Annotated in this window: 25 protein-coding genes; 14 read left to right on the top strand and 11 right to left on the bottom strand. The window is 71.7% G+C overall.

Annotation, left to right across the window (positions count from 1 at the left end):
* Positions 1-66 precede the first annotated feature (66 nt).
* The 10 genes from OG392_RS16535 to OG392_RS16490 all read left to right on the top strand — a co-directional run bounded on the left by OG392_RS16535 (position 67) and on the right by OG392_RS16490 (position 8,265).
* The gene (locus OG392_RS16535) at positions 67-1,041 is read left to right on the top strand and encodes a Rossmann-like and DUF2520 domain-containing protein (RefSeq protein ID WP_329280060.1); all 975 of its coding nucleotides are present in this window, start codon (positions 67-69) and stop codon (positions 1,039-1,041) included.
* Positions 1,038-2,117: a pantoate--beta-alanine ligase gene (panC, locus tag OG392_RS16530; protein ID WP_329280058.1), complete on the top strand. Its 1,080-nt coding sequence runs from the start codon at positions 1,038-1,040 to the stop codon at positions 2,115-2,117. Before OG392_RS16535 ends, panC begins: the two co-directional genes overlap by 4 nt.
* Positions 2,114-3,808 carry an L-aspartate oxidase gene (locus OG392_RS16525; protein WP_329280056.1) on the top strand — a complete coding sequence of 565 codons (1,695 nt, stop codon included), beginning with the start codon at positions 2,114-2,116 and terminating at the stop codon, positions 3,806-3,808. The genes panC and OG392_RS16525 overlap by 4 nt, the downstream gene beginning before the upstream one ends.
* Positions 3,809-4,834, top strand: a complete 1,026-nt coding sequence (gene nadC, locus OG392_RS16520) for a carboxylating nicotinate-nucleotide diphosphorylase (protein WP_329280054.1) — start codon at positions 3,809-3,811, stop codon at positions 4,832-4,834.
* Entirely contained in the window at positions 4,834-5,640 is an 807-nt protein-coding gene (locus OG392_RS16515; protein ID WP_055599529.1) for a type III pantothenate kinase, read from the top strand. The genes nadC and OG392_RS16515 overlap by 1 nt, the downstream gene beginning before the upstream one ends.
* 159 nt (positions 5,641-5,799) lie before the next feature.
* Positions 5,800-6,375: a hypothetical protein gene (locus tag OG392_RS16510; RefSeq protein ID WP_329287311.1), complete on the top strand. Its 576-nt coding sequence runs from the start codon at positions 5,800-5,802 to the stop codon at positions 6,373-6,375.
* Between the two features lie 14 nt (positions 6,376-6,389).
* On the top strand, positions 6,390-6,572 hold the full coding sequence (locus OG392_RS16505; protein ID WP_329280052.1) for a hypothetical protein: 183 nt from the start codon (positions 6,390-6,392) through the stop codon (positions 6,570-6,572).
* A 136-nt stretch (positions 6,573-6,708) separates the two neighbouring features.
* On the top strand, positions 6,709-7,167 hold the full coding sequence (locus tag OG392_RS16500; RefSeq protein WP_329280049.1) for a BlaI/MecI/CopY family transcriptional regulator: 459 nt from the start codon (positions 6,709-6,711) through the stop codon (positions 7,165-7,167).
* Positions 7,168-7,196: 29 nt separating this feature from the next.
* Positions 7,197-7,742, top strand: a complete 546-nt coding sequence (locus tag OG392_RS16495) for an amino-acid N-acetyltransferase (protein ID WP_073907834.1) — start codon at positions 7,197-7,199, stop codon at positions 7,740-7,742.
* A gap of 187 nt (positions 7,743-7,929) precedes the next feature.
* Positions 7,930-8,265, top strand: a complete 336-nt coding sequence (locus OG392_RS16490; RefSeq protein ID WP_030324199.1) for a histone-like nucleoid-structuring protein Lsr2 — start codon at positions 7,930-7,932, stop codon at positions 8,263-8,265.
* Here OG392_RS16490 and OG392_RS16485 read toward each other — a convergent pair.
* Positions 8,244-8,834: an SCO3374 family protein gene (locus OG392_RS16485; protein ID WP_329280046.1), complete on the bottom strand. Its 591-nt coding sequence runs from the start codon at positions 8,832-8,834 to the stop codon at positions 8,244-8,246. The two genes, OG392_RS16490 and OG392_RS16485, sit on opposite strands and share 22 nt — an antisense overlap.
* 494 nt (positions 8,835-9,328) lie before the next feature.
* Here OG392_RS16485 and OG392_RS16480 point away from each other — a divergent pair, with 494 nt between their 5' ends.
* Positions 9,329-11,851, top strand: a complete 2,523-nt coding sequence (locus OG392_RS16480) for an ATP-dependent Clp protease ATP-binding subunit (RefSeq protein WP_329280044.1) — start codon at positions 9,329-9,331, stop codon at positions 11,849-11,851.
* Positions 11,852-11,917: 66 nt separating this feature from the next.
* On the opposite strand, the gene OG392_RS16475 is transcribed toward OG392_RS16480, so the two are convergent.
* On the bottom strand, positions 11,918-14,710 hold the full coding sequence (locus tag OG392_RS16475) for an NACHT domain-containing protein (RefSeq protein WP_329280042.1): 2,793 nt from the start codon (positions 14,708-14,710) through the stop codon (positions 11,918-11,920).
* Entirely contained in the window at positions 14,707-15,036 is a 330-nt protein-coding gene (locus OG392_RS16470; RefSeq protein WP_329280040.1) for a trypco2 family protein, read from the bottom strand. Before OG392_RS16470 ends, OG392_RS16475 begins: the two co-directional genes overlap by 4 nt.
* Positions 15,037-15,587: 551 nt before the next feature.
* Between OG392_RS16470 and OG392_RS16465 the strand changes: the two genes are divergently transcribed.
* Entirely contained in the window at positions 15,588-16,289 is a 702-nt protein-coding gene (locus OG392_RS16465) for a M23 family metallopeptidase (RefSeq protein WP_329280037.1), read from the top strand.
* 16 nt (positions 16,290-16,305) lie between these two features.
* On the opposite strand, the gene OG392_RS16460 is transcribed toward OG392_RS16465, so the two are convergent.
* Positions 16,306-16,863, bottom strand: coding sequence for a TetR/AcrR family transcriptional regulator (locus tag OG392_RS16460; RefSeq protein ID WP_329280036.1), 558 nt, complete (start codon positions 16,861-16,863; stop codon positions 16,306-16,308).
* A 101-nt stretch (positions 16,864-16,964) separates the two neighbouring features.
* On the opposite strand from OG392_RS16460, the gene OG392_RS16455 reads away from it, so the two are divergent.
* Positions 16,965-18,548, top strand: coding sequence for an MDR family MFS transporter (locus OG392_RS16455; RefSeq protein WP_329280035.1), 1,584 nt, complete (start codon positions 16,965-16,967; stop codon positions 18,546-18,548).
* 158 nt (positions 18,549-18,706) lie between these two features.
* On the opposite strand, the gene cseC is transcribed toward OG392_RS16455, so the two are convergent.
* The 6 genes from cseC to OG392_RS16425 form a co-directional block, all read right to left on the bottom strand.
* The gene (gene cseC / locus OG392_RS16450; RefSeq protein ID WP_329280033.1) at positions 18,707-20,023 is read right to left on the bottom strand and encodes a two-component system sensor histidine kinase CseC; all 1,317 of its coding nucleotides are present in this window, start codon (positions 20,021-20,023) and stop codon (positions 18,707-18,709) included.
* A gap of 44 nt (positions 20,024-20,067) precedes the next feature.
* Positions 20,068-20,766, bottom strand: coding sequence for a two-component system response regulator CseB (gene cseB / locus OG392_RS16445; protein WP_329280031.1), 699 nt, complete (start codon positions 20,764-20,766; stop codon positions 20,068-20,070).
* A 43-nt stretch (positions 20,767-20,809) separates the two neighbouring features.
* Entirely contained in the window at positions 20,810-21,571 is a 762-nt protein-coding gene (locus OG392_RS16440; RefSeq protein ID WP_329280030.1) for a hypothetical protein, read from the bottom strand.
* Positions 21,559-22,131, bottom strand: a complete 573-nt coding sequence (locus OG392_RS16435) for a SigE family RNA polymerase sigma factor (protein ID WP_329280028.1) — start codon at positions 22,129-22,131, stop codon at positions 21,559-21,561. The genes OG392_RS16440 and OG392_RS16435 overlap by 13 nt, the downstream gene beginning before the upstream one ends.
* A gap of 225 nt (positions 22,132-22,356) precedes the next feature.
* Positions 22,357-23,346, bottom strand: coding sequence for an A/G-specific adenine glycosylase (locus tag OG392_RS16430; RefSeq protein WP_329280026.1), 990 nt, complete (start codon positions 23,344-23,346; stop codon positions 22,357-22,359).
* Positions 23,347-23,379: 33 nt separating this feature from the next.
* Positions 23,380-24,051 carry a phosphatase PAP2 family protein gene (locus OG392_RS16425; RefSeq protein ID WP_329280024.1) on the bottom strand — a complete coding sequence of 224 codons (672 nt, stop codon included), beginning with the start codon at positions 24,049-24,051 and terminating at the stop codon, positions 23,380-23,382.
* 248 nt (positions 24,052-24,299) lie between these two features.
* Between OG392_RS16425 and OG392_RS16420 the strand changes: the two genes are divergently transcribed.
* On the top strand, positions 24,300-25,148 hold the full coding sequence (locus OG392_RS16420) for a hypothetical protein (protein WP_329280022.1): 849 nt from the start codon (positions 24,300-24,302) through the stop codon (positions 25,146-25,148).
* Between the two features lie 132 nt (positions 25,149-25,280).
* Here the strand turns inward: OG392_RS16420 and disA are convergent, their stop codons facing one another.
* Positions 25,281-26,405 (bottom strand): DNA integrity scanning diadenylate cyclase DisA, encoded by a 1,125-nt coding sequence (gene disA, locus OG392_RS16415; RefSeq protein ID WP_329280020.1) that lies wholly within the window; start codon positions 26,403-26,405, stop codon positions 25,281-25,283.
* Between the last annotated feature and the right edge of the window lie 167 nt (positions 26,406-26,572).

The following is a 26,572-nucleotide window of genomic DNA, read 5'->3' as shown; positions in this document are numbered from 1 at the left end:
CTGGCGTAGCATGACCAGAAATCGTCCGGTACCCGCCGAGGACTGGAACGGAAGGCCGTCCCCACCGTGAACGCATCAGCAGCGCCAGAGCCCCGAGCCGAGGACCGACCCGCCCGGCTCGCCGTCGGAGTCGTCGGCGCCGGCCGCGTGGGCCCCGCCCTCGCCGCCGCCCTCAGGCTCGCCGGGCACCGCCCCGTCGCCGTCTCCGCGGTCTCCGACGCCTCCCGGCGCCGTGCCGCGGAGTTCCTGCCCGACGTCCCCGTCGTGGAGCCCGCGCGCGTCCTCGCCCTCGCCGACCTGGTCCTGCTGACCGTGCCGGACGACGCGCTGCCCGGTCTGGTCGAGGGCCTCGCCGACACCGGAGCCGTCCGGCCGGGGCAGCTGATCGTGCACACCTCCGGGCGCTACGGGGCCCGGGTCCTTGACCCCGTCCGGCGCGCGGGCGCCCTGCCGCTCGCCCTGCACCCCGCGATGACCTTCACCGGCACCCCCGTCGACGTCCAGCGCCTGGCCGGCTGCTCCTTCGGGGTCACCGCGCCGGAGGAGCTGCGGCTGGCGGCCGAGGCCCTGGTGATCGAGATGGGCGGCGAGCCCGAGTGGATCGCCGAGGACGCCCGCCCGCTCTACCACGCGGCCCTTGCGCTCGGCGCGAACCACCTGGTCACCCTGGTGGCCCAGTCGATGGAGCTGCTCCACAAGGCCGGGGTCGCCGCTCCGGACCGGATGCTGGGCCCGCTCCTCGGCGCCGCCCTGGACAACGCGCTGCGGTCCGGCGACGCGGCCCTCACCGGCCCCGTCGCCCGCGGTGACGCCGGCACGGTCGCCGCGCATGTCGCCGAGTTGCGCAAGCACGCGCCCGGCACGGTCGCCGGCTATCTGGCGATGGCCCGCACGACCGCCGACCGCGCGCTCGCGCACGGCCTGCTCAAGCCCGAGCTGGCCGAGGACCTGCTGGGCGTGCTCGCCGACCCCTCGGCGGGCACGACCGGCACCACCGGAGCCGCCGGAGCGGCCGACGGGCCGCAAGGAGACGACCGATGAGCCCCTTCGCCCGTGACCGCGCCGCGCGCGGCCGGCCCGTCCACCGGCCGGCCGAACTCCTGCGCACGGCCGAGGACCTCCACGACGCCGCGGCCCACTTCGGGGCCCCCGGCAAGAACGCCGTGGTCATGACCATGGGCGCCCTCCACGAAGGCCATGCCTCGCTGGTCAGGGCCGCGCGCGAGCGCGTCGGCGACAAGGGCTTCGTCGTCGTCACCGTCTTCGTCAACCCGCTGCAGTTCGGCGCCGGCGAGGATCTCGACCGCTACCCCCGCACTCTCGACGCCGACCTGGAGGTGGCCTTCGACGCGGGCGCGAGCGTCGTCTTCGCGCCCTCCGTCGACGAGGTCTACCCGGGCGGAGAGCCCCAGGTCCGGATCACCGCGGGCCCCATGGGCGAGCTCCTCGAAGGCGCCTCCCGGCCCGGTCACTTCGACGGGATGCTGACCGTCGTCGCCAAGCTGCTCCATCTCACCGCCCCTGACCTGGCCTTCTTCGGACAGAAGGACGCCCAGCAGCTGGCCCTGATCCGCCGGATGGCCCGCGATCTGAACTTCCCGGTCGAGATCGTCGGAGTGCCGACGGTCCGCGAGGCGGACGGCCTCGCCCTCTCCAGCCGCAACCGCTACCTGTCCGTCGACGAGCGCCGTACCGCCCTCGCGCTGTCCGGCGCGCTGTTCGCCGCCCGGGACCGGCTCGCCGCCCAGGAGGCACTGCGCGCGCGGGCCGCGGCCCTGCCCGGTGCCCAGAGCCGCGCCGAGGCCCTCTCCCGGCTCGGCGAGGCACGCGCCGCCGCCGACGCCCACGCGGTCGCGCAGGCGGCCGAGGGCCGCGGTGCCGAGGCCGTTCGGGCCGCGGCGCGTACGGTGCTCGACGACGCGTCGAGGGCCGAGCCGCCGCTCGTCCTCGACTACCTGGCTCTCGTCGACCCCGCCGACTTCACCGAGGTCGCCGACGACCACGACGGGGAGGCGATCCTCGCCGTCGCCGCGCGCGTGGGCGCCACCCGGCTGATCGACAACGTCCCCCTCCTTCTCGGAGCCACCATGTCCACCATGTTCGGAGCCACCCCGTGACCGGAATACGGCTGCACGCCCCCGCGCCCGGCTGGGACATCGACGCCGACGTCGTCGTGGTCGGCTCCGGCGTGGCCGGCCTCACCGCCGCCCTGCGCTGCACCGCCGCCGGGCTCCGTACGGTCGTCGTCACCAAGGCCCGGCTCGACGACGGCTCCACGCGCTGGGCCCAAGGCGGCATCGCCGCCGCCCTCGGCGAGGGCGACACCCCCGAACAGCACCGCGACGACACCCTGGTCGCCGGCGCCGGGCTCTGTGACGAGCGGGCCGTCCACGTCCTCGTCACCGAGGGCCCCGACGCCGTCCGCCGGCTGATCGCGACCGGCGCCGACTTCGACAAGACCGCCGACGGCGAGATCGCGCTGACCCGGGAGGGCGGCCACCACCGCCGCCGCATCGCCCACGCGGGCGGGGACGCGACCGGCGCCGAGATCTCCCGGGCGCTGGTCGAGGCGATACGGGACCGGGGCGTGCGCACCATCGAGCACGCCCTCGTCCTGGACCTCCTGACGGACGCCGAGGGCCGTACGGCGGGCGTGACCCTGCACGTGATGGGCGAGGGCCAGCACGACGGCGTCGGCGCCGTCCACGCGCCCGCGGTGGTCCTCGCCACCGGCGGCATGGGCCAGGTCTTCTCCGCCACCACCAACCCGGCGGTCTCCACCGGTGACGGCGTCGCGCTCGCGCTGCGCGCCGGGGCCGAGGTCTCCGACCTGGAGTTCGTCCAGTTCCACCCCACGGTGCTCTTCCTCGGCGTCGGCTCCGAGGGCCAGCAGCCGCTGGTCTCCGAGGCGGTACGCGGCGAGGGCGCCCACCTGGTCGACGCCGACGGGGTCCGCTTCATGGTGGGGCAGCACGAGCTGGCCGAGCTGGCGCCCCGGGACATCGTCGCCAAGGCGATCACGCGCCGCATGCAGGAGCACGGCACCGAGAACATGTACCTCGACGCCCGCCACTTCGGCGCCGAGATGTGGGAGGAGCGCTTCCCCACGATCCTCGCGGCCTGCCGCTCGCACGGCATCGACCCGGTCACGGAGCCGATCCCGGTCGCCCCGGCCGCCCACTACGCCTCCGGCGGCGTCCGCACGGACCTGCGGGGCCGGACGACCGTCCCGGGCCTGTACGCGTGCGGCGAGGTGGCCTGCACGGGCGTCCACGGCGCCAACCGGCTCGCCTCGAACTCGCTCCTGGAGGGCCTGGTCTTCGCCGAGCGGATCGTCGACGACATCATCGCCGCCGCCCCGCGCGTGGCGGGCGCCCCGGTGCCGCCCGCGACCCCGGTGACCCTGCCGCTGCCCGTGGCCGGAGCCCGGACCCGTATCCAGCGGATCATGACCGCGGGCGCCGGGGTGCTGCGCTCGGAGGCCAGCCTGCGGGAGGCCGCCGAGGCCCTCGACGCGCTGCACAGCGACGCCGTCGCGGGCGGCACCGACGACACCAAGGCGGCCGAGCCGGGCGTGGACTCCTGGGAGACCACCAACCTGCTCTGCGTCTCCCGGGTCCTGGTCGCCGCCGCCCGCCGCCGTGAGGAGACCCGCGGCTGCCACTGGCGCGAGGACCACGCGGACCGCGACGACACGGACTGGCGCCGGCATCTCGTCGTACGCCTCACCCCGGAGCGGACCCTCGACGTCCGGACGACCGCCACGCATGACTTTCCGCCCACCTCCGAAGCCCCCAGGGAGCCGTAAGTGACCACGCCCGAGGAAGCCCGTCCGAAGCCGGTGGACGTCCCTCTCATCCAGATCAACTCGGTCTCCTCCGACGAGGAGCCCGGTGGCTGCGGCGACGGCTGTGGCTGCGGTGGCGGCGGCGAGGAGTTCGAGTGCGGGCTCGACCCGGCGCTCGCCGAGCTCCTCGCGGACGCGGGTCTGGACCCCGTCCAGGTCGAGGACATCGCCCACCTCGCGATCGCCGAGGACCTCGACGGCGGCGTCGACGTGACGACCGTGGCGACCGTCCCCGAGGACGCCGTCGCCACCGCCGACTTCACCGCCCGCGAGGCCGGCGTCGTGGCCGGTCTGCGGGTGGCCGAGGCCGTGCTCTCGATCGTCTGCGACGACGAGTTCGAGGTCGAGCGGCACGTCGAGGACGGCGAGCGCGTCGAGGCGGGGCAGGTGCTCCTCAGCGTCACCGCCCGCACCCGCGACCTGCTCACCGGCGAGCGCAGCGCGCTCAACATCCTGTGCCGCCTCTCCGGCATCGCCACCGCCACGCGCGCGTGGGCGGACGCCCTGGAGGGCACGAAGGCCAAGGTCCGCGACACCCGCAAGACGACGCCGGGGCTGCGCGCCCTGGAGAAGTACGCGGTCCGCTGCGGCGGCGGCGTCAACCACCGCATGTCGCTCTCCGACGCGGCCCTGGTGAAGGACAACCACGTGGTGGCGGCCGGCGGCGTGGCCGAGGCCTTCAAGGCCGTGCGCGAGCTCTTCCCCGAGCTGCCCATCGAGGTCGAGGTCGACACGATGGACCAGGTCGGCGAGGTCCTGGACGCGGGCGCCGACCTGATCCTGCTCGACAACTTCACCCCGGCGGAGACCGGGGAGGCCGTCGCCCTCGTCGCGGGCCGCGCCGTCCTGGAGTCCTCGGGCCGGCTGACCCTGGAGAACGCGGCCGCGTACGCGGCGACCGGCGTGGACTACCTGGCCGTCGGCGGCCTCACCCACTCCTCCCCGATCCTCGACATCGGCCTCGACCTGCGCGAGGTGCGGGCCTGATGCTGCTCACCATCGACGTCGGCAACACGCACACGGTCCTCGGCCTCTTCGACGGTGACGAGATCGTCGAGCACTGGCGGATCTCCACCGATCCGAGCCGCACCGCCGACGAGATGGCGGTCCTGCTCCAGGGCCTCATGGGCATGCACCCTCTGCTCGGCGTCGAGCTGAGCGACGGCATCGAGGGGATCGCCATCTGCGCGACGGTCCCCTCGGTGCTGCACGAGCTGCGCGAGGTCACGCGGCGGTACTACGGGGACGTCCCGGCGGTCCTGGTGGAGCCCGGCGTCAAGACGGGCGTCCCGGTCCTCACGGACAACCCCAAGGAGGTCGGCGCGGACCGTGTGATCAACGCGGTCGCCGCCGTCGAGCTCTACGGCGGCCCGGCGATCGTCGTCGACTTCGGTACGGCGACGACGTACGACGCGATCACCACGCGCGGGGAGTACGCGGGCGGGGCGATCGCGCCGGGCATCGAGATCTCGGTCGAGGCGCTCGGGGTCAAGGGCGCCATGCTCCGCAAGATCGAGCTGGCCAGGCCGCGCAGCGTCATCGGCAAGAACACGGTCGAGGCGATGCAGTCCGGCATCGTCTACGGCTACGCGGGTCAGGTGGACGGCGTCGTCGCCCGCATGAAGCGGGAGCTCGTCGGCCCCGCCGGCGATCCGTCGGACGTGACCGTGATCGCGACCGGCGGCCTGGCGCCGATGGTCCTCGCCGACTCCAAGGAGATCGACGAGCACGAGCCCTGGCTGACCCTGATCGGACTGCGTCTGGTGTACGAGCGGAACGTGTCCCGCATGTGAGGGCCGGGGGCGGCCCCGCCGGCCCCCGCTCTTCCGCCCGCTCTTCCGTTCCGGCGGCCCCCGCCCGGCATCGGCGCGCCGGAATGATCGCTAAGAGAAAATTGTCCGATTAGCGCGTATCGTCGGCCCATGCCCACGCCATACGGATCCCGCGGCGGCATGGCGTTCAGCGCGGACGAGCTGCGTGTGCTCCGCCGTGCCCTCGCCGTCGCCCTCCACCCCGCCCCCCTCCAGGACGAGGACGTCCAGGACGCGCTGCTCCTGGCCGAATCCGTGGACGAGGCCGTACGCGAGGCCGGCCGACTGCGCGCCTTCCTCCTCGACGACCTGGCCCGCTATCGGGAGGCGCTGCCCGGGTCGCTCAGCGGCTACCTGGAGCTTCTCCAGGACGCCCTCGCCGCCGGGTACGACCCCGCGGCCGACGACCTCGCGGCCCTGCGCGCACTGCGCCGCAACCCGGCCGCCGCCGCGCTGCTCGGCCGCTGCCAGATCCTCGCCGAGCGCTCGGTCCGCGCCCGCCTGGCCCGGGTCTCCCAGGCCACCGCCACCCCCGCGGCCGCCACCTCGGCACCCCGGGCCCGACTGCTCGCCCTGCCCGGCGGACGCGCGGCCGACGAGCCCAAGCCGAGGCCGCCGGCCCCGGGCGAGCGTCCGGTGCCCAAGCCGTCCGAGGTCTTCCCGCCACGCCGGAGGCCCGTACCCCCGCCCCCGCCGGAGGAGCGGGTCGCCGGATAGCTAGTCTGGTCGCCATGGACTACGTATCCGCGCTCGTGCCGCCCATCGTGATGGCCATCTTCTTCTTCGGTGTCGTCGCCATCATCATCAAGAGCCAGGGCGGGCCGAACAAGGCCAAGGAGGACGCGATCGTGGACGCCGCGATCGCCCGCGCCGAGGCCGTGCGGCAGTCGGCGGACAACGGCGCCAAGGGCTGAGGTCCGGCACGGACCACGGGCCACGGCCCACCGCGGTACCCCAGGACGTACGACCCTTCGAGGTCGTACGTCCTTTTTGTCGTGTTTCCCTCCGTCAATGGCCTGTTATCGACTCTTTGCGCACTAAAGTGGCGTTGTGCCCCGTCCTTTGGGAGAGCTCGAAGACGCCGTCATGACGCGCGTCTGGCAATGGAACCGTCCGGTGACCGTCCGAGAAGTTCTCGAGGACCTTCAGCAGGAACGGTCCATCGCCTACACCACCGTCATGACCGTCATGGACAATCTCCATCAGAAGGGCTGGGTCCGCCGAGAAGTCGAAGGCCGTGCCTATCGATATACGGCGGTCTCCACCCGTGCCGCTTACGCGGCCGCGCTGATGAACGAGGGATGGGCTCAGAGCGACAACCCGGCCGCCGCGCTCGTCGCCTTCTTCGGGATGATGTCGCAGGACCAGCGTGAGGCCCTGAACGACGCCATCCGCATCGTCCAGCGGGACAACCCGCTTCCCGCCCCCGCTCCCGCCGCTCCCGGCGAGGGGACCGGGGTGGCCGACGGTACCCCCGGAACCGGCGGTACCGGGGCCCAGGAGCGATAACCGCGGCTCCGGGGCGATAGCGTCCCCCCATGTCGCCGTCCGCTTCCCCGGCCGCCTCCGCGGCCTCCGCCAAAGCCGTCACCGTACGCAGGGCGCGTACCGGAGATGTCGCCGCGGTCCGCCGTCTCGTCGATCCCTTCGTCCAGCGCGGGATCCTGCTCGACAAGGCGACCGTCACCCTTTACGAGTCCATCCAGGAGTTCTGGGTGGCGGAACGCGACGAGGACGCCACCGTCGTCGGCTGCGGCGCTCTCCATGTGATGTGGGAAGACCTCGCGGAAGTCCGCACTCTCGCCGTCGATGCCGACTTCAAGGGCGCCGGCGTAGGACATCAGGTGCTCGACAAGTTGTTGCACACGGCCCGATGGCTCGGGGTGCGGCGGGTATTCTGCCTGACCTTCGAAGTCGACTTCTTCGCGAAGCACGGCTTCGTCGAGATCGGCGAGACCCCGGTCGACGGAGATGTCTACAGCGAGCTCCTCCGTTCCTATGACGAGGGAGTCGCGGAGTTCCTCGGTCTCGAACGAGTGAAGCCGAACACCTTGGGCAACAGCCGGATGCTTCTGCACCTGTGACGCGGAACGCGGCGGAACCCCGTGGAACGCCGGACGGAAGCCCGCGGGGAACCCCGACGGAACCCTATGTCCGAATCGCGCACGTTTCCCGCGTTGCCGGGGTTCTGAACCTCTGCCAGGGGTTTGTGTTTTTCCGGGAAAAGCGGTTTCCTTTCCGCGTACTGCATTTTCGATGAAAGGAAATCCGGTGGCACAGAAGGTTCAGGTCCTTCTTGTCGACGACCTCGACGGCGTCGAGGCGGACGAGACCGTGACGTTCGCGCTGGACGGCAAGACCTACGAGATCGACCTCACCACCGCCAACGCGGAAAAGCTCCGTGGCCTGCTCGAGCCGTACACCACGAGTGGCCGTCGTACCGGTGGCCGCACCACCGGTGGACGCGGCAAGGGCCGCGCCGTGGCGACGGGCAGCCAGGACACCGCGAAGATCCGCGCGTGGGCCAAGGAGAACGGCATGAACGTGAACGACCGCGGTCGCGTTCCCGCCGACATCAAGGCCGCCTACGAGGACGCGAACCGCTGAGGCGACAGCTGCTGAGCCACCGGCCCCCGGGTCCGGGCACTCAGCAGCCGCGCCCGGTGGCACTCCGCGGCGGCGGCGGCCACGAGACGCACCAAGCACGGGGCGGTCCCTTCGCCCCAGGGCGTGGACCGCAGCGCCGGCAGCGAGGACTCGACCTCGCGGCCCGGTGCCGGGGCCCGCAGCCACACGGCGGCGCCCGGCGCGCCGGATCCGCCCCGCCCCGGGGGAAGGGGCGCGGTCATCCGGCCGTCGGTGCCCAGCGCGGCGAGATCCAGCGAGATCCCGCCCCATTCGAGCCAGTCGAGCAGTCCCGGCAGCTCCTCCGCGCTCCCGGCGGCCACGAGCAGGCGCATCCGGCGTCCCAGCAGGGCCACCGGACCCATCGCCGGACCCATCCTGCGCAGTACACCGCGGCCGGCCGTCGCGGGCAGCTCCAGGACGTCGAAGCGCACTCCCGTGACCAGCTGCACCGGCGGGCCGGCCACCGTGGCCCAGCCGAGCTCCTGCTCGTACCACCGTGCGAGACCGCCGTCGATCGGCGTACGGGGAAGCGGGACGGTGAAGGGCATGTCCGGGGAACTCCCGGAGGGGCGCGTTGGTTACGCCCGAGAGGGCGCGACGGCCGCCCGACTCCCCGTTCCCGGTGACGCACGGTCCCCCTCCGAACGCGCAAGGTGTCCGGGATGGGGCGTACGAGTGCATTCGGCAGCGCAAGGGTGTTCGCTGGTAGCGGAGGGAACCGGGGTGCGCCGCATGGAGTGTCCGTCCTTACGGGTAAGACATTCCTAGTGGAGAGGGGCGACTCGCTGGCTTCGGCGTCTCACGTTCGCCATCGGCGTACTGATGGCGCGGGTAACTACTTGGCCTGCGGGAACATCGTCTCGCACCATCGGGTTGGAGCATTTGTCGGCTGTTCGGCAGCAGGTCTCCCCGCGGAACAGGGGGTGATCCGGACGGATGTCGGCAGTTGGAATGAGCGGTCCCCGCTTGCGGGACTAAGCTGCGGAAGGACAGGGAGGGGATCGACCCCTAACTGACTGACCGCTCTGAGGAGCGATTAACGATGTTCGAGAGGTTCACCGACCGCGCGCGGCGGGTTGTCGTCCTGGCTCAGGAAGAAGCCCGGATGCTCAACCACAACTACATCGGCACCGAGCACATCCTTCTGGGCCTTATCCACGAGGGTGAGGGTGTCGCCGCTAAGGCCCTGGAGAGCCTCGGGATTTCGCTCGAGGCGGTCCGCCAGCAGGTGGAGGAGATCATCGGGCAGGGGCAGCAGGCCCCGTCCGGGCACATCCCCTTCACCCCTCGCGCCAAGAAGGTCCTGGAGCTCTCGCTCCGTGAGGCCCTCCAGCTCGGCCACAACTACATCGGCACCGAGCACATCCTGCTCGGCCTGATCCGCGAGGGCGAGGGCGTCGCCGCCCAGGTCCTCGTGAAGCTGGGCGCCGACCTCAACCGGGTGCGGCAGCAGGTCATCCAGCTGCTCTCCGGCTACCAGGGCAAGGAAGCCGCCACGGCCGGCGGTCCTGCCGAGGGCACCCCCTCGACGTCCCTGGTCCTCGACCAGTTCGGGCGCAACCTCACCCAGGCGGCCCGCGAATCCAAGCTCGACCCGGTCATCGGGCGCGAGAAGGAGATCGAGCGGGTCATGCAGGTGCTGTCCCGCCGCACCAAGAACAACCCGGTCCTCATCGGCGAGCCCGGCGTCGGCAAGACCGCCGTCGTCGAGGGCCTGGCGCAGGCGATCGTCAAGGGCGAGGTGCCCGAGACCCTCAAGGACAAGCACCTCTACACCCTCGACCTCGGCGCGCTGGTCGCCGGCTCCCGCTACCGCGGTGACTTCGAGGAGCGCCTGAAGAAGGTCCTCAAGGAGATCCGCACCCGCGGCGACATCATCCTGTTCATCGACGAGCTCCACACCCTCGTGGGTGCGGGTGCCGCCGAGGGCGCGATCGACGCCGCCAGCATCCTCAAGCCGATGCTGGCCCGCGGTGAGCTCCAGACCATCGGTGCGACCACGCTGGACGAGTACCGGAAGTACCTGGAGAAGGACGCGGCCCTCGAGCGCCGCTTCCAGCCCATCCAGGTCGCCGAGCCGTCGCTGCCGCACACCATCGAGATCCTCAAGGGTCTGCGCGACCGGTACGAGGCCCACCACCGGGTCTCCATCACCGACGAGGCCCTCGTCCAGGCCGCGACCCTGGCCGACCGGTACATCTCGGACCGCTTCCTTCCGGACAAGGCGATCGACCTGATCGACGAGGCCGGCTCCCGAATGCGCATCCGCCGGATGACCGCGCCGCCGGACCTCCGCGAGTTCGACGAGAAGATCGCCGGCGTCCGCCGCGACAAGGAGTCCGCGATCGACTCGCAGGACTTCGAGAAGGCCGCCTCGCTCCGCGACAAGGAGAAGCAGCTCCTCGCCGCGAAGGCCAAGCGCGAGAAGGAGTGGAAGGCCGGCGACATGGACGTCGTGGCCGAGGTCGACGGCGATCTGATCGCCGAGGTCCTCGCGACCGCCACGGGCATCCCGGTCTTCAAGCTGACCGAGGAGGAGTCCAGCCGCCTGCTCCGCATGGAGGACGAGCTCCACAAGCGCGTCATCGGGCAGAAGGACGCCGTCATCGGCCTCTCGCGGGCCATCCGCCGTACGCGTGCCGGTCTGAAGGACCCGAAGCGCCCCGGTGGCTCGTTCATCTTCGCCGGTCCGTCCGGTGTCGGTAAGACCGAGCTTTCGAAGGCGCTCGCCGAATTCCTCTTCGGCGACGAGGACGCGATGATCTCCCTCGACATGTCGGAGTTCAGCGAGAAGCACACGGTTTCCCGTCTCTTCGGTTCGCCGCCCGGATACGTCGGCTACGAAGAGGGCGGCCAGCTCACCGAGAAGGTGCGCCGCAAGCCGTTCTCCGTCGTCCTCTTCGACGAGGTCGAGAAGGCCCACCCCGATATCTTCAATTCCCTTCTCCAGATCCTGGAGGACGGTCGCCTGACCGACTCCCAGGGCCGGGTCGTGGACTTCAAGAACACGGTCATCATCATGACGACCAACCTCGGGACCAGGGACATCTCGAAGGGCTTCAACCTGGGCTTCGCCGCCCAGGGCGACACGAAGTCCAACTACGAGCGGATGAAGGCCAAGGTCAGCGACGAGCTGAAGCAGCACTTCCGCCCGGAGTTCCTCAACCGTGTGGACGACATCATCGTCTTCCCGCAGCTGACCCAGGACGACATCCTCCAGATCGTCGACCTGATGATCGGCCGCGTCGACGAGCGCCTCAAGGACCGGGACATGGGCATCGAGCTCTCCCAGTCCGCGAAGGAGCTGCTCGCCAAGAAGGGCTACGACCCCGTGATGGGCGCCCGGCCGCTGCGCCGGACGATCCAGCGCGAGATCGAGGACTCGCTCTCGGAGAAGATCCTCTTCGGCGAGCTGCGCCCCGGTCACATCGTGGTCGTGGACACGGAGGGCGAGGGCGAAGAGCGCACCTTCACCTTCCGCGGCGAGGAGAAGACGGCTCTGCCGGACGCCCCGCCGATCGAGGCGACGGGCGGCACGGGCCCGAACCTTTCGAAGGACGCGTAAGCGTTCGGAGCGACTGAGCACGAAGGGGCGGCCCCGGAACCAGCTGGTTCCGGGGCCGCCCCTTCGTCATTCGACGGTGAGACGGTCACCGAGGGCGGCGGCGCCGATGAGCCGCCGCGCCGGGAACCCGCTGAGCGTGGTTCGCAGGTCCGGCAGGCGGGACAGCGGGGTCAGGTCGAGCCGGCCCTCCGGGGGCAGCCACGAGGGATCGGGTGTCGCCACCAGAACGAGCTTCCTCAGATGCGTCAGACCGTCGATTCCACTCAGGTCCATCAGAGCGGGGCAGACCCGCAGTGCCAGCTCCTCCAGGGCCGACAGGTCCACGTCCCGCAGGAACGTCAGGTCCTCGAGCAGGGTGTTGGATCCGAACGAGAGCGCCGCGCCGACTTCTCGGCCGACGAGACTCCGGGCGATGTCGGCCGGCTCGAAGGAGCCCCAGAAGTGAAGGCCGACGCGCTGGGGCGCATGGTGAAGGTGCGCCAGCTGGTCACGCCGTGACACGAAGATCCCGCAGTAGTCCGGCACGTGGCAGAGCACGTCGCGGGCGTAGGCCTCCGTGGGGAAGAAGCTCCAGTCGGCGGCCAGCAGGAAGGCCGCGCCGCACTCGGCGTACGCGCGGGCGTAGGGGAGTGCCTCCGCCCCGCCGACGCTCGAGATCAGCCGCGTCGTCTGGTCCAGGGCGTCCTTCGCCACCCTGTCGGGCTCGGGGAGCAAGGGCAGGACGTAGCCGCCGAGGCGGGCCAGCTGGTTCACCTGGTCCCGGTTCCGCGGCGGCATCACCGATCGCACGGCGTTTCTGACCCGCTCGTGCAGCCTTCCGTCCAGCCAGGCCGCGTGCTGGGCGGACAGGGCCGCCAGGACGTACAGCGTGGTCTTGAGGTCCCGTCTGCGGGTGCTCGATCCGGCCGTGAGGAGGCCCTCGACCAGGACGGGCAGGTCCCGGCGGGTGCAGTGGCCGGCCGCGAGGACGAGGACGTCGTGCCACTGCTGGTCGTGGGCGTGCCGGAGCGCCTCCTTGAGCTGGTCGTCCTCGACGAGCTCCTTCGCGGCGAGGAAGTCCTGGAAGGTGCGGTGGGCGAAGTGGAAGACGTCGTCCGTGCGCTCCTGGAGGAGGCCGCTGCGGTTCAGGAGGTGGGTGAGGATCTCCTCGGGGCCGCCCTGCTCCGCGACCCTCGGCATGCCGGGCAGGGCGCGGGTGAGCTGGTGGAGGGCCTGTTCCCGGCTGAACTCGGTCTGGCCGCCGCGGACCAGCCAGGCGGCGAGGCGCTGGAGGAGCTGGGTGTGCTCCTCCACCGACATGCGGATGCCGTCGGGGGCGTCGATCCGGCGCCGTTCGTCGCGGGTGCCGAGCAGCATCTGGAGCGCCGAGGAGTAGAGCGACCAGCGGGTCTCTGGCAGGAAGCCCTCCCGTAGCCGGTGCAGGGCGCAGATGACGGCGCAGAGCAGGGGGGTCCGGGCGAGGTCGGCCAGGGCCGGGTTGTGGCGGAACTGCTGGGCCAGGTCGTGTTCGAGGCCGACGAGGTTCCTGTCGGGGTCGCCGTCGAGCCGGGCGGCCTCGTGCCAGGCGGCGACGAACTTCTGGATGTCGGCGTCCCGGAGGGGGAGCAGGCTGAGTTCCTCGAACTGCTCGGAGCCGAGCCAGTCCGGTGCCACGGCGAAGGGCCGAACGGTCGCGACGCAGCGGGTACGGGGGTAGCGGGCGAGGAGCCGGGAGAGCCAGGTGTGGGCGGCCTCGCGTTCCTCCGCCGGGACCTCGTCCAGCCCGTCGACCAGGAGCAGGCCCCGGCCCGCGGAGAGTACCCGCCCGGCCCAGCCCTCGGGGCTCGGGTCGATCATGAGGCCGGAGACGCCGGCCAGCTCGGTGGGGGTGGGGTAGTCGGTACCCCGGGCGCGGAGCGACCGCAGAGGTACGACGAAGGGGACGAGGCCGTTCAGCTCGGCGAGGTTCGCTCCGAGCGTCCCGGCGGCGGCGTGGGCGGCGAGCCACCACACGAGGGTGGTCTTTCCCGCCCCGGCATCGCCTCGGAGGAGGACCCGGGGCCGGGACGCGAGCAGGTCGTCGATGCGCTGCGGCACGGGTCCGGGCGAGCAGGGGTCCTTGGAGGCCGCTTCCAGGGAGAGGTAGGCCGTGTCGAGGTCCCATTCGGAGGCGCGTTTCCCGAGTTCGTCGAGGCCGAAGATCCGGGTGCGGCGGTAGACGGCTCCGACGGCTTCCGCGTACTCCTCCTCGTAGGGCTGGTCGTGCGGGTGGGTCCGGGTGACCGGCGCGAGGGTGACGTACGGGGCGAGCCACTCGTGCGCCTCCTCGTCGGCGAGGATCGCGGAGAGCGGGACGCACTCCAGGCGGCGGTGGCCGCGTCGGCGCGGCACGGCCCGGACGATGCCGATGAGCCCGCCGGCGGCGAAGACCGGGGCGCCCGAGAGGCCGGCGAGCGGCGAGGGCCCGTCCTCGTCGGCGTCGGCGGGCGGATGGTCGAGTTCTACGGTGAGGGTGCGGCGCAGGAGCCCGGCCATGGGCAGGACGGTGCCGGTGAACTGGTCGAGATCCGGCTTCTGGCCGTCGTACCGCTGGACGCGGGGAAAGCCGAGGATCTCGCAGCCGGGCACCGGACGGTCGGTGGCGACCACGCTCAGCCGGGCCGCCGGGGAGTGTCTGGCGGTGTCCTGGAGGAGCGCGGCGTCGAGGCGGTCGTCCGACCAGACGACCCGTAATCGACGGGTGCTGTCGCTGCCGGGCGTCAGGACCGTGGCGTGGTGGGCACCGCCCAGGACATGGGCGCTGGTCAGGATGAGGTCGCGGCCGACGAGGGTGCCGGTGCCCTGCTGCCGGCCCATCACCGCGTACACCCGCAGGCTCATCGTGCCGCCGGGCCGTCGAAGTCCGACAGGTCCGCCTCGTCGTCGTTGCCGACGAGCCAGGGTCCGTGCGTCGTGGCGTTCCGCGGCTTGAGGGTGAAGGAGACGCGGTGGGTGTCGCCCCGGGTGCGGGAGGCGTCGGCGCCGGCCTCGACGACCCAGGCCTTGACCTTGGCCCCGCCCTTCACCTCCTTGCGGAGCTCGATCGTGAACTCCATCTCGATGTCGCCCACCTCGAAGGCGACGGGCTTGCCGGTGGCGCGGCCGGCCGCTTCGACGAGTTGATCGCGTACGGATTCGATGGCGTCGGCGAGCTCGATGTCGGTCATGACGGTGAACGTAGCGGGGGAGGGGGAGGGCGGTCAGCTCATATGCGTATTTCGGGGGCGGGGGGAAGGGGCTGGGCGTGCGTCACGGGATACGGGCGCGGAGGGCCGGAACGGCGCGGAAGGGCCTTCCGGGCGGCTCGGTCGCGTGACCCAGGTCCCATTGGCGGCCGGTGCCTGGTGACAAGGCGCACAGGGGTTTTGAGGGGTACTAACCGGAATAGTGGCGACCTTTGGTGCTGATTCGGGACGTTCAGGACTGAACCACCGGGACTTTGGTCCCCGAGGGTCCCGAACCGGACGCCGGACGGCGTTTTGCGCGGTTCGGGCCTCCGTGACATGCGGATAAACCGGTTCTCTTGTGCCGGTATGTCCGATTTCGAAGGTGGCTCCGGAGGCCGTCAAGGGCGGAACTTCCGTGGAGATCGCTACGACCTGATGTCGTAGATGGGGTGTTTTGGGCTGGATGGGGGTCCGGGTTACCAAGGATGAGCAAGCCCGACGCAGAGCACCGTTCGCGTCGGGTCCCGTACTTCCCCGGAGGTTTCCCCCGTATGTCGAAGCGCATGAACCCCGCCGCCCGTGTCACCGTCGTCGCTCTTGCCGCCGCCGGCCTGGGGGCGACGATGGTGACCGGAGCTGGGTCCGCCTTCGCCGCCGAGGGCAAGGCCGCCGCCGCCCCGGTCGCGGTCACCGCGTCCGCCGCCGTCGCCGCTCAGGCCGACGCCCAGGCGCACGTCGCCGCCCAGGTGAAGGCCGCCGCCGCGAAGGCCACGGCCGCGAAGAAGGCCGCCGCGGTCAAGGTCACCGTGAAGCCGGTCGCCGCCAAGAAGGCCGCGGCCTGGGTCAAGCCGGTCGCCGCGTACACCCTGAGCGCCAGCTACAACCAGGGCGGCGCCATGTGGGCCCACAAGCACTCCGGCCAGGACTTCGCCGTTCCGGTCGGCACCCCGGTCAAGGCCGCGGGCACCGGCACCGTCGTGAAGGCCGGCCCGAACGGTGGCGGCGACGGCCCCGCGTACGGCAACGCGATCGTCGTCAAGCACGCCAACGGCACGTACTCGCAGTACGCCCACCTGTCGAAGATCAAGGTGCACATCGGCCAGAAGGTTCTCGTCGGTCAGCAGATCGCCCTCTCGGGCAACACCGGCAACTCCTCCGGCCCCCACCTGCACTTCGAGATCCGTACGACCCCGAACTACGGCTCCGCCGTGAACCCGGCCGCCTTCCTGCGGTCCCACGGCGTCTCCATCTGAGCCGTACGAACAGACCTCATGAGGCCCGGTGGGCCTGGTTGAGCAGATCGAGGGCGACCTCGAGGGTGGCCCTGTGCTTCTCCTCGGGGTCGCCTTCGAGGTTCTGCAGGAAGAACGTGCCCGCGTGCAGCGTGAAGATCGCGCTGACGCAGCGCACCTGGTCCACCATCGCGAAGTCCGGCTCCTGGATCAGCCCGGTCAGCGCGAGCATCCGCTCCTTGAAGGTGAGGCCGACGCTCAGCTCGCGGACCGTCGCCTGGTTCTCCTGCATGAAGCGGAAGAGCGGGGCCGCCGCGCGCAGGGCCACCTGGTAGCGGCGCAGCACCTCCTGCCGGGTCTCCAGGGTCCGGGGCTCGTCCTGGGCCCAGGCGATCAGGTCGTCCATGGGTCGGGTCAGGTCCTCGAAGATCCCGACGAGGATGTCTTCCTTGGTCTTGAAGTGGTAGTAGAGGGCCGCTTTCGTGACGTCGAGGCGTTCCGCGATCTCGCGCAGGGAGGTCTTCTCGTAGCCCTGCTCGGCGAAGAGGTCGAGGGCCACGTCCTGGATGCGCTGGCGGGTGTTGCCTCGGGCCATGACTGCCCTCCACTTTCCAAAGAACTTACTTGACGACCGGCAAGTTACAGGTCTACCGTCCCCAGTGTAGTAACTAGCCGGGCGGCAAGTAAGGGAAGAAGATGACGACGCAAGCCACAGCGACACCGGCACAGGGGGAGACGGAACCGCAGCCGCGCAGCGTTCGCGTCGTTCTGCTCGCCCTGATGATCGCGATGCTCCTCGCGATGCTGGACAACATGATCATCGGCACCGCGATGCCGACCATCGTCGGCGAGCTCGGCGGCCTGGAGCACCTCTCCTGGGTCGTCACCGCCTACACCCTGGCCACCGCCGCCTCGACGCCCCTGTGGGGCAAGGTCGGCGACATGTTCGGCCGCAAGGGCGTCTTCCTCACCTCGATCGTGATCTTCCTGATCGGTTCGGCGCTCAGCGGCATGGCTCAGGACATGGGCCAGCTCATCGGCTTCCGCACCATCCAGGGCCTCGGCGCCGGTGGCCTCATGGTCGGCGTCATGGCGATCATCGGCGACCTCATCCCGCCCCGCGAGCGCGGCAAGTACCAGGGCATGATGGCCGGCGTGATGGCCCTCGCCATGATCGGCGGACCGCTGGTCGGCGGCACCATCACCGACCACTGGGGCTGGCGCTGGTCCTTCTACATCAACCTGCCGCTCGGCGCCGTCGCCCTCGCCATGGTCACCACCGTGCTGCACCTGCCGAAGAAGAAGCGCGCCACGGGCACCCGGATCGACTTCCTCGGCGCCGCGCTGCTGACCGTCGGCATCACCGCGATCGTCCTGGTCACCACCTGGGGCGGCACCGAGTACGCCTGGGGCTCGGCCACCATCGTCGGCCTCGCGGTCGGCGGAGCGCTCTCGCTCGCCGCCTTCCTCTGGGTGGAGACCCGCGCGAGCGACCCGATCATGCCGCTGCACATCTTCCGCAGCCGCAACTTCACGCTGATGTCCCTGATCGGCTTCATCACCGGCTTCGTGATGTTCGGCGCGGTGCTCTACCTGCCGATCTTCCAGCAGTCCGTCCAGGGCGCCTCGGCGACCAACTCCGGCCTGCTGCTCCTGCCGATGCTGCTGTCGATGATGGTCATCTCGCTGGTCGTCGGCCGCTTCACCACCAGCACCGGCAAGTACAAGATCTTCCCGATCGTGGGCGGCGTGCTCATGACGGTCGGTCTGTTCCTGCTCTCCACGATGGACACCGACACCTCGCGGCTGATCTCCGGCGTCTACATGGCGATCCTCGGTGCCGGCATGGGCTTCCTGATGCAGATCACCATGCTGGTCGCCCAGAACAGCGTCGAGATGAAGGACATGGGCGTCGCCTCGTCGTCCACCACCCTCTTCCGGACGCTCGGCTCCTCCTTCGGCGTCGCGATCATGGGCGCGCTCTTCACGAGCCGCGTCCAGGACGAGATGGCGGCGCGCGGCGGATCCGGCCTCACCGAGCGGACGGCCCAGCTCGACGCGGCCAGCCTGGCCAAGCTGCCGGAGGCGCTCCGCGAGGCCTACCAGCACGCGGTCGCGACGGGCACGCACGGCGCCTTCCTGGTCGCCTCCGCGGTCTCCGTCCTCGGCCTGGTCCTCGCCTTCTTCGTCAAGGAGGTGGCGCTCCGCGGCGCCGGTCCGGCGACGGCCCCGAAGGCCGCCGAGGGCGACGACAAGGTGAAGGTCGCCGAGACGGTCTGATCACCTCGTGAGAGGTACGCGCGTACGGCGGTGGGGCCGGTCCTGACACAGGACCGGCCCCACCGCCGTACCGCTGCCCGTCCGCCCCGAGACCCTCGGTGCGTCGGCCGTACCCGGCAGGCCCCTCCCGGTCTGCCGGCCCCACCCGGCAGGACCCCTCAGTCCGCGGGCCGCAGGATCGGGAAGCTGCCCGTGTTCGTCGGCGCGTGGTCCGGCAGCCACAGCACCGCGATCGCCCCGCCCACCCCGTTCGGCGCCACCTCGGAGGCCACGTTCCGGAAGGTCAGCCGGGCGCCCAGCACCCGCGCCTGGCCGGAGGCGATCGTCAGGCCCAGGCCGTGGCCCTGCCCCGCGCGGTCGCTCGTCCCCGTACGGAAGCGGCTCGGGCCCTCCTTGAGCAGCGCCTCGGGGAAACCGGGCCCGTGGTCGCGGACCCGCACGACGCGGCCCTCGACGGTGACCTCCACCGGCGGCTTGCCGTGCTTGGCGGCGTTCGCGAGGAGATTGCCGAGGACGCGCTCCAGGCGCCGCGGGTCGGTGTTCACCCAGGAGTCGTGGACGACCCGGACGACCACCTCGGGATCGAGCGCCCGCACCCGCCGCTCCACGAACTCCCCGAGCGCGATCTCCTGGAGCTCGGCCCGCTCCGACGCGCTGTCGAGCCGGGCCACCTCCAGCACGTCCTCGACCAGTGTCCGCATCGCCTGCGCCCGGTCCCGTACGAGCTCGGTCGGACGCCCCGGCGGCAGCAGCTCGGCCGCCGTGAGCAGCCCGGTCACCGGGGTGCGCAGCTCGTGCGCGATGTCGGCGGTGACCCGCCGCTCGGCCTCGATCCGCTCGTTGAGGGCGTCGGTGAGGGCGTCGACCGCCCACGCCAGGTCGTCGGTCTCGTCCCGTACGACCCCGCCGACGGCCTCCCTGACCCGGACGTCCGTGTTCCCCTGGGCGACCCGGCCGGCCGCGACAGCGGCCTTCCGCAGCCGCCGTGACAGCTGGCCCCCGATGAGCACGCCGAGGGCGCAGCCGCCGAACACCACCGAGACCGAGCCGATGACGAGGGCCCGGTCCAGATCGTTCATGATCGTGGCGCTGCGGTCGGCGAACGGGATGTGCAGCGAGAGCACGTCGCCGTTGGCGAGCGGCACCGCCGCCCACACGTCGGGCGGCCCGCCGTGCCGGTGCTCCTGCACGTACGTACCGCGCCGCTTGTCCCGCATCAGCTGGTCGAGCTGGCCCGGCAGCGACGGGTCGTTGATCTTGGTGCCGAAGCGCGGCTCCTTCGGCTTCGACGTCTCGTACATCCGCTGGGCGAAGAGCAGCCGCTCCATCTGGACCTCGCGCGCGTTGTCGAGCATCGAGATCCGGGCGGCGTTGTGCACGACCACGCTCAGGGTGATGGCGATCAGCGCGCCGACCGCCGCGATGGCCACGGCGATCTTCCAGCGGACGCCGGTACGGAGGGGGCGCAGCTTCACCGGTGCGTGCCCGTCTCGGGGGGTGTCGTGGGGATCATGCCGCCCTAGCTCTTGAGCTTGTAGCCGAAGCCGCGGACCGTCTCGATCCGGTCCTGGCCGATCTTGGCGCGCAGCCGCTGGACGTGGACGTCCACGACCCGGGTGTCGCCGCCCCAGCCGTAGTCCCAGACCCGCTCGAGGAGCTTGTCCCGGGACAGCACGGTGCCCGGCGCCGACGAGAACTCCAGGAGCAGCCGCATCTCGGTCGGCGTCAGCGCGACCGGGGAGCCGCCCTTGCGCACCTCCATGCCGTCGGTGTCGACCTCCAGATCGCCGAAGACGAGGAGGCCGCCGCCGTCCGGCGCCTCCTCGCCGCGCTCGCCGGCGCCGCCCGCGTGCCCGAAGCGGCGGAGGACGGCGCGGATCCGGGCCATGAGCACGGAGCCGTCGAAGGGCTTGGTGACGTAGTCGTCGGCCCCGGCCTCCAGGCCGAGGACGACGTCGATCGAGTCGGCGCGCGCCGACAGCATGATCACCGGCACGGTCGACTCGTCGCGGATCCGGCGGCAGAGGCTGACCCCGTCCATGCCGGGCAGCATCACGTCGAGCAGGGCGATGTCCGGCCGCTGCGCCCGGAAGGCGTCCAGGCCGGAGAGCCCGTCGGGCATGGCCGTGACCCGGAAGCCGTCCCGCTCCAGGGCGAGCTGGGTGGCCTCACGGATGACGTCGTCGTCCTCGACGAACAGGACATGGGTTTCGGCCATCGTGCGTGCCCTTCGGATCTCTCTGCGGGTGGGGGTGTACGGCTCAGTTGGCGGGGGGCTCGCTCGGCGCGGGCTGGACGGCCTCGCCGTCACCGACGGCCCGGCTGTAGTCGTTGTGCACCCAGTCGTGCTGGGTGAATCTGTTCCCCGACCAGCGGTACGTGATCACGTCCTCGCCCGAGGGATACGCGACCGGGTCGCCCTTCGCGTACACCTGTTTGGTGACGACGAGCTCGCCCCGGTCGATCGTGGCGTAGACGGCGGCGTCCTCCGCCATGAACACGTTCTCGTAGCCGTCGCTCTGCCTCCGGTAGACGTACGTACCGATGCCGACGGCATCACCGCAGGTCATCACGTTGACGACGACATCGGGCGCGGGCGCGTTCGTGAGGTTCCCGTACGAGGCGTCCACCGGGTACGCGTCCGCGACGCAGGGCTTCAGATCGGTCTTGAACCGCTCCTCGATCTTCGGATCGGCCTTCAGGAGCTCGATCGGGTCCACCCGCTCGTCGGACCGCTGCGCGCCGTCGCCCGAGGGCGAGGGGGTGGGAGCCGCCGCTGCCACTTCCTTGGTGGCGGCCGCGCCCTCGTCCCGGGAGCCGGTGCCGCCGGTGGAGCAGGCGGCCATGGACAGCCCGACGGCGACGAGCCCGGCCGCCGCCGTGATGCTCGCCGCCTTGGCGGTACGGCGCCGGCGGCGCCGCCCGGTTCCGTACCGGTCGCCGCCGCCGGGGCCGCCTTCGCCGTCGATGTCGCCTTCGCCGTCGTGTCTTCTGCCGTCGGCTTCGCCGTCTAGGCCGCGCACCGCTCCCGCCCCCGTTCGTCGCCTCGTACGGTCGTCCGCTCTCCGGTGCGCCCCAGGGCGCGGGCGTCGAGATCACGGCTCTCCAGCTCCTGGCGGAGCCGGGCGAGCGCCCGGTGGAGCGTCGACTTCACCGTACCGGTCGACATGCCGAGCGCCGCCGCCGTCTCCTCGGTGCTCATCTGTTCCCAGTGCCGCAGGACGACGACGCTGCGCTGCTTCGGCGCGAGGACCTTCAGGATGTCCATGAGGAGGGCCCGGTCGGCGTGCTGCTCGGTCGCGTCGTCGACGCGGGCGTCGGGCAGCTGCTCGGTGGGCACCTCGTCGAGCTTGCGGGAGCGCCACCACTCGGTCCGGGTGTTGATCATGACCCGGCGGAGGTAGGCGTCGGCCAGGGACTTGTCGGCGATGCCGTCCCAGCGGCCGTAGGTACGGGCGAGGGCCGTCTGCAGGAGGTCCTGGGCGTCGACGGGGTCGGCCACGAGACGACGTGCGCTGCGCAGCAGCGCGTCCTGCCGCGTGCGTACGTACTCCTCGAAATCGAGCACCTCGCCATGCCTCATCCGAACCGCCTCCGAACCCCGTGACCTGCTTCGTTCCTCGTGTCGTCGATGACGCTACGGAGCGGTTGTCACGGGGTTGTGCGGGGCAGCCGTCGGTGGACGCACGGCTACCCATCGGTTGTGTAACAGGGGAGGGGAGGCGCTGCGGGAGGTCCGGGGCCGGCCGGCGGCGGCCGGGCCGGGCGCGTGCTCGACGCCCCCGGATCCGTCCGGCCCGAGCCCGGCTCAGGCCACGGGCAGCCGGTACAGCCCGCCGTCCAGCGGTTCGACCAGGCCGTCGGCGACCAGACCGTCCAGAGCCCTGGCCCGCTGCACCGGCTCGTCCCAGACCGTGTCCAGGACCGCCTGCGCCACCGGTTCGGTGGACTCCCGCAGCACCGCCAGGAGCCGGCCCCGGACCTGCCGGTCGGTCCCTGCGTACGTCTGCCCGCGCCGCGGCGGGCCGTCGTGCGCGGGCTTCCCCGCCAGCCGCCAGGCGCAGTGCCCGGAGATCGGGCAGCGCCCGCAGTCCTCGTTCTTCGCCGTGCAGACGAGGGCGCCCAGCTCCATGGAGGCGGCGGCCCAGCGGGAGGCCGTCGCCTCGTCCGACGGCAGCAGCGCGCGGGCGAGCCGGCGCTCCGCGGCCGTCGTCGCGTTCGGCGGGTACTGGACGCCGGTGGCCGCCCGCGCGAAGACCCGGCGCACATTGGTGTCCAGGACGGCGTGCCGCTGCCCGTAGGCGAAGGAGGCCACCGCGGCCGCCGTGTACTCGCCGATGCCGGGCAGCGCGAGCAGCTGCCCGTGATCGCTCGGTACGTCGCCGCCGTGCCGTTCCTTTATGGCCACGGCCGCCGCGTGCAGCCGCAGGGCCCGGCGCGGGTAACCGAGCCGGCCCCAGGCGCGGACCGCCTCACCGGGGGCGTCGGCGGCCAGATCGGCCGGGCGCGGCCAGCGCGCCAGCCACTGCTCGTACACCGGGAGCACCCGGACGACGGGCGTCTGCTGGAGCATGAACTCGCTGACCATGACACCCCAGGCCCCGGCCTCGGGGTGGCGCCAGGGCAGGTCGCGGGCGTGCCGGTCGAACCAGGCGAGGACCGGCCCGTGCAGCTCGGCGGGGGGAGTGGGGAGCGAGGGGGCCGCGGACGCCGCGGGGGCCCCGGCGTCCTCCAGGGCCCCGGGGGCTTCGGCGGCGGCGGGGGCGGCAGGCGTGTGGGGAGCGTCGATGGAAGTCATGGCACCTCCGATCCTGGCACGTCCCCGACGTGATCAGTACGCGCCGTGGCGGGCGCGCGGGGTGTCCTCGGCGCGCGCGGGGGCGTGAGCGCGGGGCCCGCGCCCCGCGCACCAGACCACTGCGGAGCTCCGGCTCGACCGGGCCGTCTCCACCAGCGCGCCCACCGGCCGGACCGCCGTCCGCATGACGAGGAAGGCGACCAGACCGCCGAGCAACAGACCGACGGTCACGTCGTGCGGGTAGTGCACGCCGACGAAGACCCGGGAGAAGGCCATGAGCAGCGCCATCGGCACGGTCAGCCAGCCGATCCCGCGCCAGGAGAGGGCGAGCGCGATCGCTGCCGCGCCGGCGATGGCCGAGTGGTTGCTGGGGAAGGACCAGTCGCCGTACGGCGGGCAGGTGATGAGGGCGTCGGGCGCCCCGAGGACGGCACGGCACGGGCGGTCCTCGTCGACCAGCGACTTCAGCGACTCGCTCACCACGTACCCGAAGGCCGTGGCGAGCGGGGCGAGCAGCGCGAGCGCCATCATCCGGCTCGACCCTTCGCGGGAGCGCCACCAGCCGGCCAGGAACAGCACGCCGAACAGCAGAAGTCCGGCCTCGGTCCAGACCTCGGCGAGCCACTGGAACCAGTGGGGTGTCGCGTGGGCGAAGTCGGCGACATCGAGATAGAGCCGGTCGGAGAGGTCGAGGAGGGTGTTCATGGTGAAAGACGCTAACCGGAATTCGGAGTGCCCCGCCCCGGGCCAACGGCCAGAGCGACCCCCGACGAAAGTGGGGGTGTTCACGATTCGCTCCGGTTCCCGCCGGTTTAGGTCGGGGCCGCGCGAGCACGGGAGCACCGTTCCGGGAAAAGTTCCCGGAACCCACGGATGTGATCATCGGCAAAACTTGATGTCTCGGGCGGCGGGTGGGGCGGGAGTTGGCCCGGATCTCTCGTAAGGTTCGGGTCGTGGGATCTTTGCGCAATCCGGTCGGGCCGCTTCCCTCCACCATCTACTGGCGACGGAGGGCGGTGGCTGCGTGCCTGGTGGCGCTTCTCGCACTCCTCGCCGTATGGGCCGTCACCTCCGGTGACGGGGGCGGGAAGAAGACGAACGACGGTGCCAACGGCGCCTCTCCCACCCCTCCCTCCATCACTCCGGGCCCCTCGGGCACCGGCGAGGCGATCAGCCAACAGCCGGGCGGCCGCGACGAGTCGGGCGACTCCGGCGAGGCCCCCGGGGGCAACGGCGGCCCGGGCGGCTCCGGTACGGATCCGGGCTCGGGCGCCGACGCCGGCACGGACGCGGGTACGGCCGCCGGGACCGACGGCGGCAAGAACGGCGACACCGACGGCGCGGGCGGCGACGGAGGCGCGGGCACCGGCGCGGGCCAGCAGGTCCCGGCCGACTCCCCGCTCCCGAACTGCCCCTCAGGGTCACTGCAGTTGACGCTCCGCAGCACCAAGGTCAGCTACGAGGCGGGAGAGAAGCCCCGCTTCCACCTCGTCGCCAGGAACGCCTCGAAGGCCGACTGCAAGGCCGACTTCGGTCCCCGCGCCGCGGTCCTGACGATCAGCGACAAGCAGGACGACGAGATCTGGTCCTCCGCGGACTGCCCCCGCCCCGGAGACCCGATCCTGCTGCGGGTCCGCGCGGGCGCCACCGTCACCCACACCGTGGAGTGGGACCGCGGGCGCAGCGCCCCGCGGTGCGCCACCGCCCCGGCGGGCCAGGCCACCCCCGGCACCTACCTCGTGGAGGCGACGATGCCGGGCGCGAAGGTTCTCCCGGCCTCGTTCACGCTCGCCAAGGACTGATCGCGCGCTCGGCGCGGACCGGTCGGCCGGTCGCACGCTCGGCGGGGGCCGGCCATCCGACCGTCGAGGACCGATCGCCTGCTCGCCGAAGAAACGATCGGCCGAACCCTCCGCGGACGCGAGCGGTACGTCCTAGACGTACCGCTCCAGGATCGAGGACTCCGCCAGTCGGGACAGGCCCTCGCGCACGCTCCGGGCGCGGGCCTCGCCGACGCCGTCCACGGTCTGGAGGTCGTCCACACTGGCCGCGAGCAGCTTCTGCAGCCCGCCGAAGTGCTCCACGAGCCGCTCGATGATCGCGCCCGGCAGCCGCGGCACCTTGGCGAGGAGCCGGTAGCCGCGCGGCGAGACGGCCGAGTCGAGGGTCTCGGGCGAACCGCTGTAACCCAGAGCCCTCGCCACGACCGGAAGTTCGAGCAGCTCGGTGTGGGTCAGCGCGTCCAGCTCGGTGAGCGCCTCCGCGACCGTCCGCGAGCGCTTGGCCGTCGGCTCCGGCACGTAGTCCCTGATGACCAGCTCGCGCTCCGGCTCGACTCCCGCGATCAGCTCGTCCAGCTGCAGCGACAGGAGCCGCCCGTCCGTACCGAGCTCGACCACGTACTCGGCGATCTCGGTGGCGATCCGGCGGACCATCTCGAGCCGCTGCGCGACCGCGGTGACGTCCCGGACCGTGACCAGGTCCTCGATCTCCAGGGCGGAGAGCGTGCCGGCCACCTCGTCGAGCCGGAGCTTGTACCGCTCCAGGGTCGCGAGCGCCTGGTTGGCACGGGACAGGATCGTGCCCGACTCCTCCAGGACCCGGCGCTCCCCGTCCACGTACAGCGCGATCAGCCGCATCGACTGGGAGACGGAGACGACCGGGTAGTTGCACTGCTTGGAGACCCGGTCGGCGGTGCGGTGCCGGGTGCCGGTCTCCTCGGTGGGGATGGAGGCGTCCGGGACCAGCTGCACGCCCGCGCGGTGGATCTTGGTGATGTCCTTGTCGAGGACGAGCGCGCCGTCGAGCTTGCACAGCTCCCGCAGGCGCGTGGCGGCGAACTCGACGTCCAGCACGAAACCGCCGGTGCACATCGAGTCGACCGTCTTGTCGAGGCCGAGCACGATGAGACCGCCCGTGTTGCCGCGGAGGATCCGCTCCAGGCCGTCACGGAGCGCGGTGCCCGGCGCGACGGCGCTCAGGGCGGCGCGCATCAGCGCTTCGTTGCCGGAGCCCGCGCCGGACTTTCCAGGAGCCGATGCCCCGTCCTTGGCTGCCACTGCACTCCTCCGGCTCGTACGGATGGGCGAGACCAGGGCAAAGTCTAGCGACACCACCCTGTCGCCCCCCGCCCCCGACCGATCAGGGTGGTCCGAAAGGGGTCCCCGCCCCGACACGGACCTAACCCTCCGCGTCTTTGCGAAGCGTACGGAGCGAACCGTTCGCA

Source organism: Streptomyces sp. NBC_00691, from assembly GCF_036226665.1.
In the GTDB taxonomy this organism is placed as follows: Bacteria; Actinomycetota; Actinomycetes; order Streptomycetales; family Streptomycetaceae; genus Streptomyces.
Note: the sequence above shows the minus strand (reverse complement) of the source record. Positions and strands in the feature narration are given on the sequence as shown.

Coding starts and splice junctions, on each gene's coding strand:
- panC (WP_329280058.1), top strand. CDS start 1,038: ATGAGCCCCTTCGCCCGTGACCGCGCCGCGCGCGGCCGGCCCGTCCAC.
- OG392_RS16515 (WP_055599529.1), top strand. CDS start 4,834: ATGCTGCTCACCATCGACGTCGGCAACACGCACACGGTCCTCGGCCTC.
- OG392_RS16510 (WP_329287311.1), top strand. CDS start 5,800: ATGGCGTTCAGCGCGGACGAGCTGCGTGTGCTCCGCCGTGCCCTCGCC.
- OG392_RS16505 (WP_329280052.1), top strand. CDS start 6,390: ATGGACTACGTATCCGCGCTCGTGCCGCCCATCGTGATGGCCATCTTC.
- OG392_RS16495 (WP_073907834.1), top strand. CDS start 7,197: ATGTCGCCGTCCGCTTCCCCGGCCGCCTCCGCGGCCTCCGCCAAAGCC.
- OG392_RS16485 (WP_329280046.1), bottom strand. CDS start 8,834: ATGCCCTTCACCGTCCCGCTTCCCCGTACGCCGATCGACGGCGGTCTC.
- OG392_RS16480 (WP_329280044.1), top strand. CDS start 9,329: ATGTTCGAGAGGTTCACCGACCGCGCGCGGCGGGTTGTCGTCCTGGCT.
- OG392_RS16475 (WP_329280042.1), bottom strand. CDS start 14,710: ATGAGCCTGCGGGTGTACGCGGTGATGGGCCGGCAGCAGGGCACCGGC.
- OG392_RS16470 (WP_329280040.1), bottom strand. CDS start 15,036: ATGACCGACATCGAGCTCGCCGACGCCATCGAATCCGTACGCGATCAA.
- OG392_RS16465 (WP_329280037.1), top strand. CDS start 15,588: ATGTCGAAGCGCATGAACCCCGCCGCCCGTGTCACCGTCGTCGCTCTT.
- OG392_RS16460 (WP_329280036.1), bottom strand. CDS start 16,863: ATGGCCCGAGGCAACACCCGCCAGCGCATCCAGGACGTGGCCCTCGAC.
- OG392_RS16455 (WP_329280035.1), top strand. CDS start 16,965: ATGACGACGCAAGCCACAGCGACACCGGCACAGGGGGAGACGGAACCG.
- cseB (WP_329280031.1), bottom strand. CDS start 20,766: ATGGCCGAAACCCATGTCCTGTTCGTCGAGGACGACGACGTCATCCGT.
- OG392_RS16435 (WP_329280028.1), bottom strand. CDS start 22,131: ATGAGGCATGGCGAGGTGCTCGATTTCGAGGAGTACGTACGCACGCGG.
- OG392_RS16430 (WP_329280026.1), bottom strand. CDS start 23,346: ATGACTTCCATCGACGCTCCCCACACGCCTGCCGCCCCCGCCGCCGCC.
- OG392_RS16425 (WP_329280024.1), bottom strand. CDS start 24,051: ATGAACACCCTCCTCGACCTCTCCGACCGGCTCTATCTCGATGTCGCC.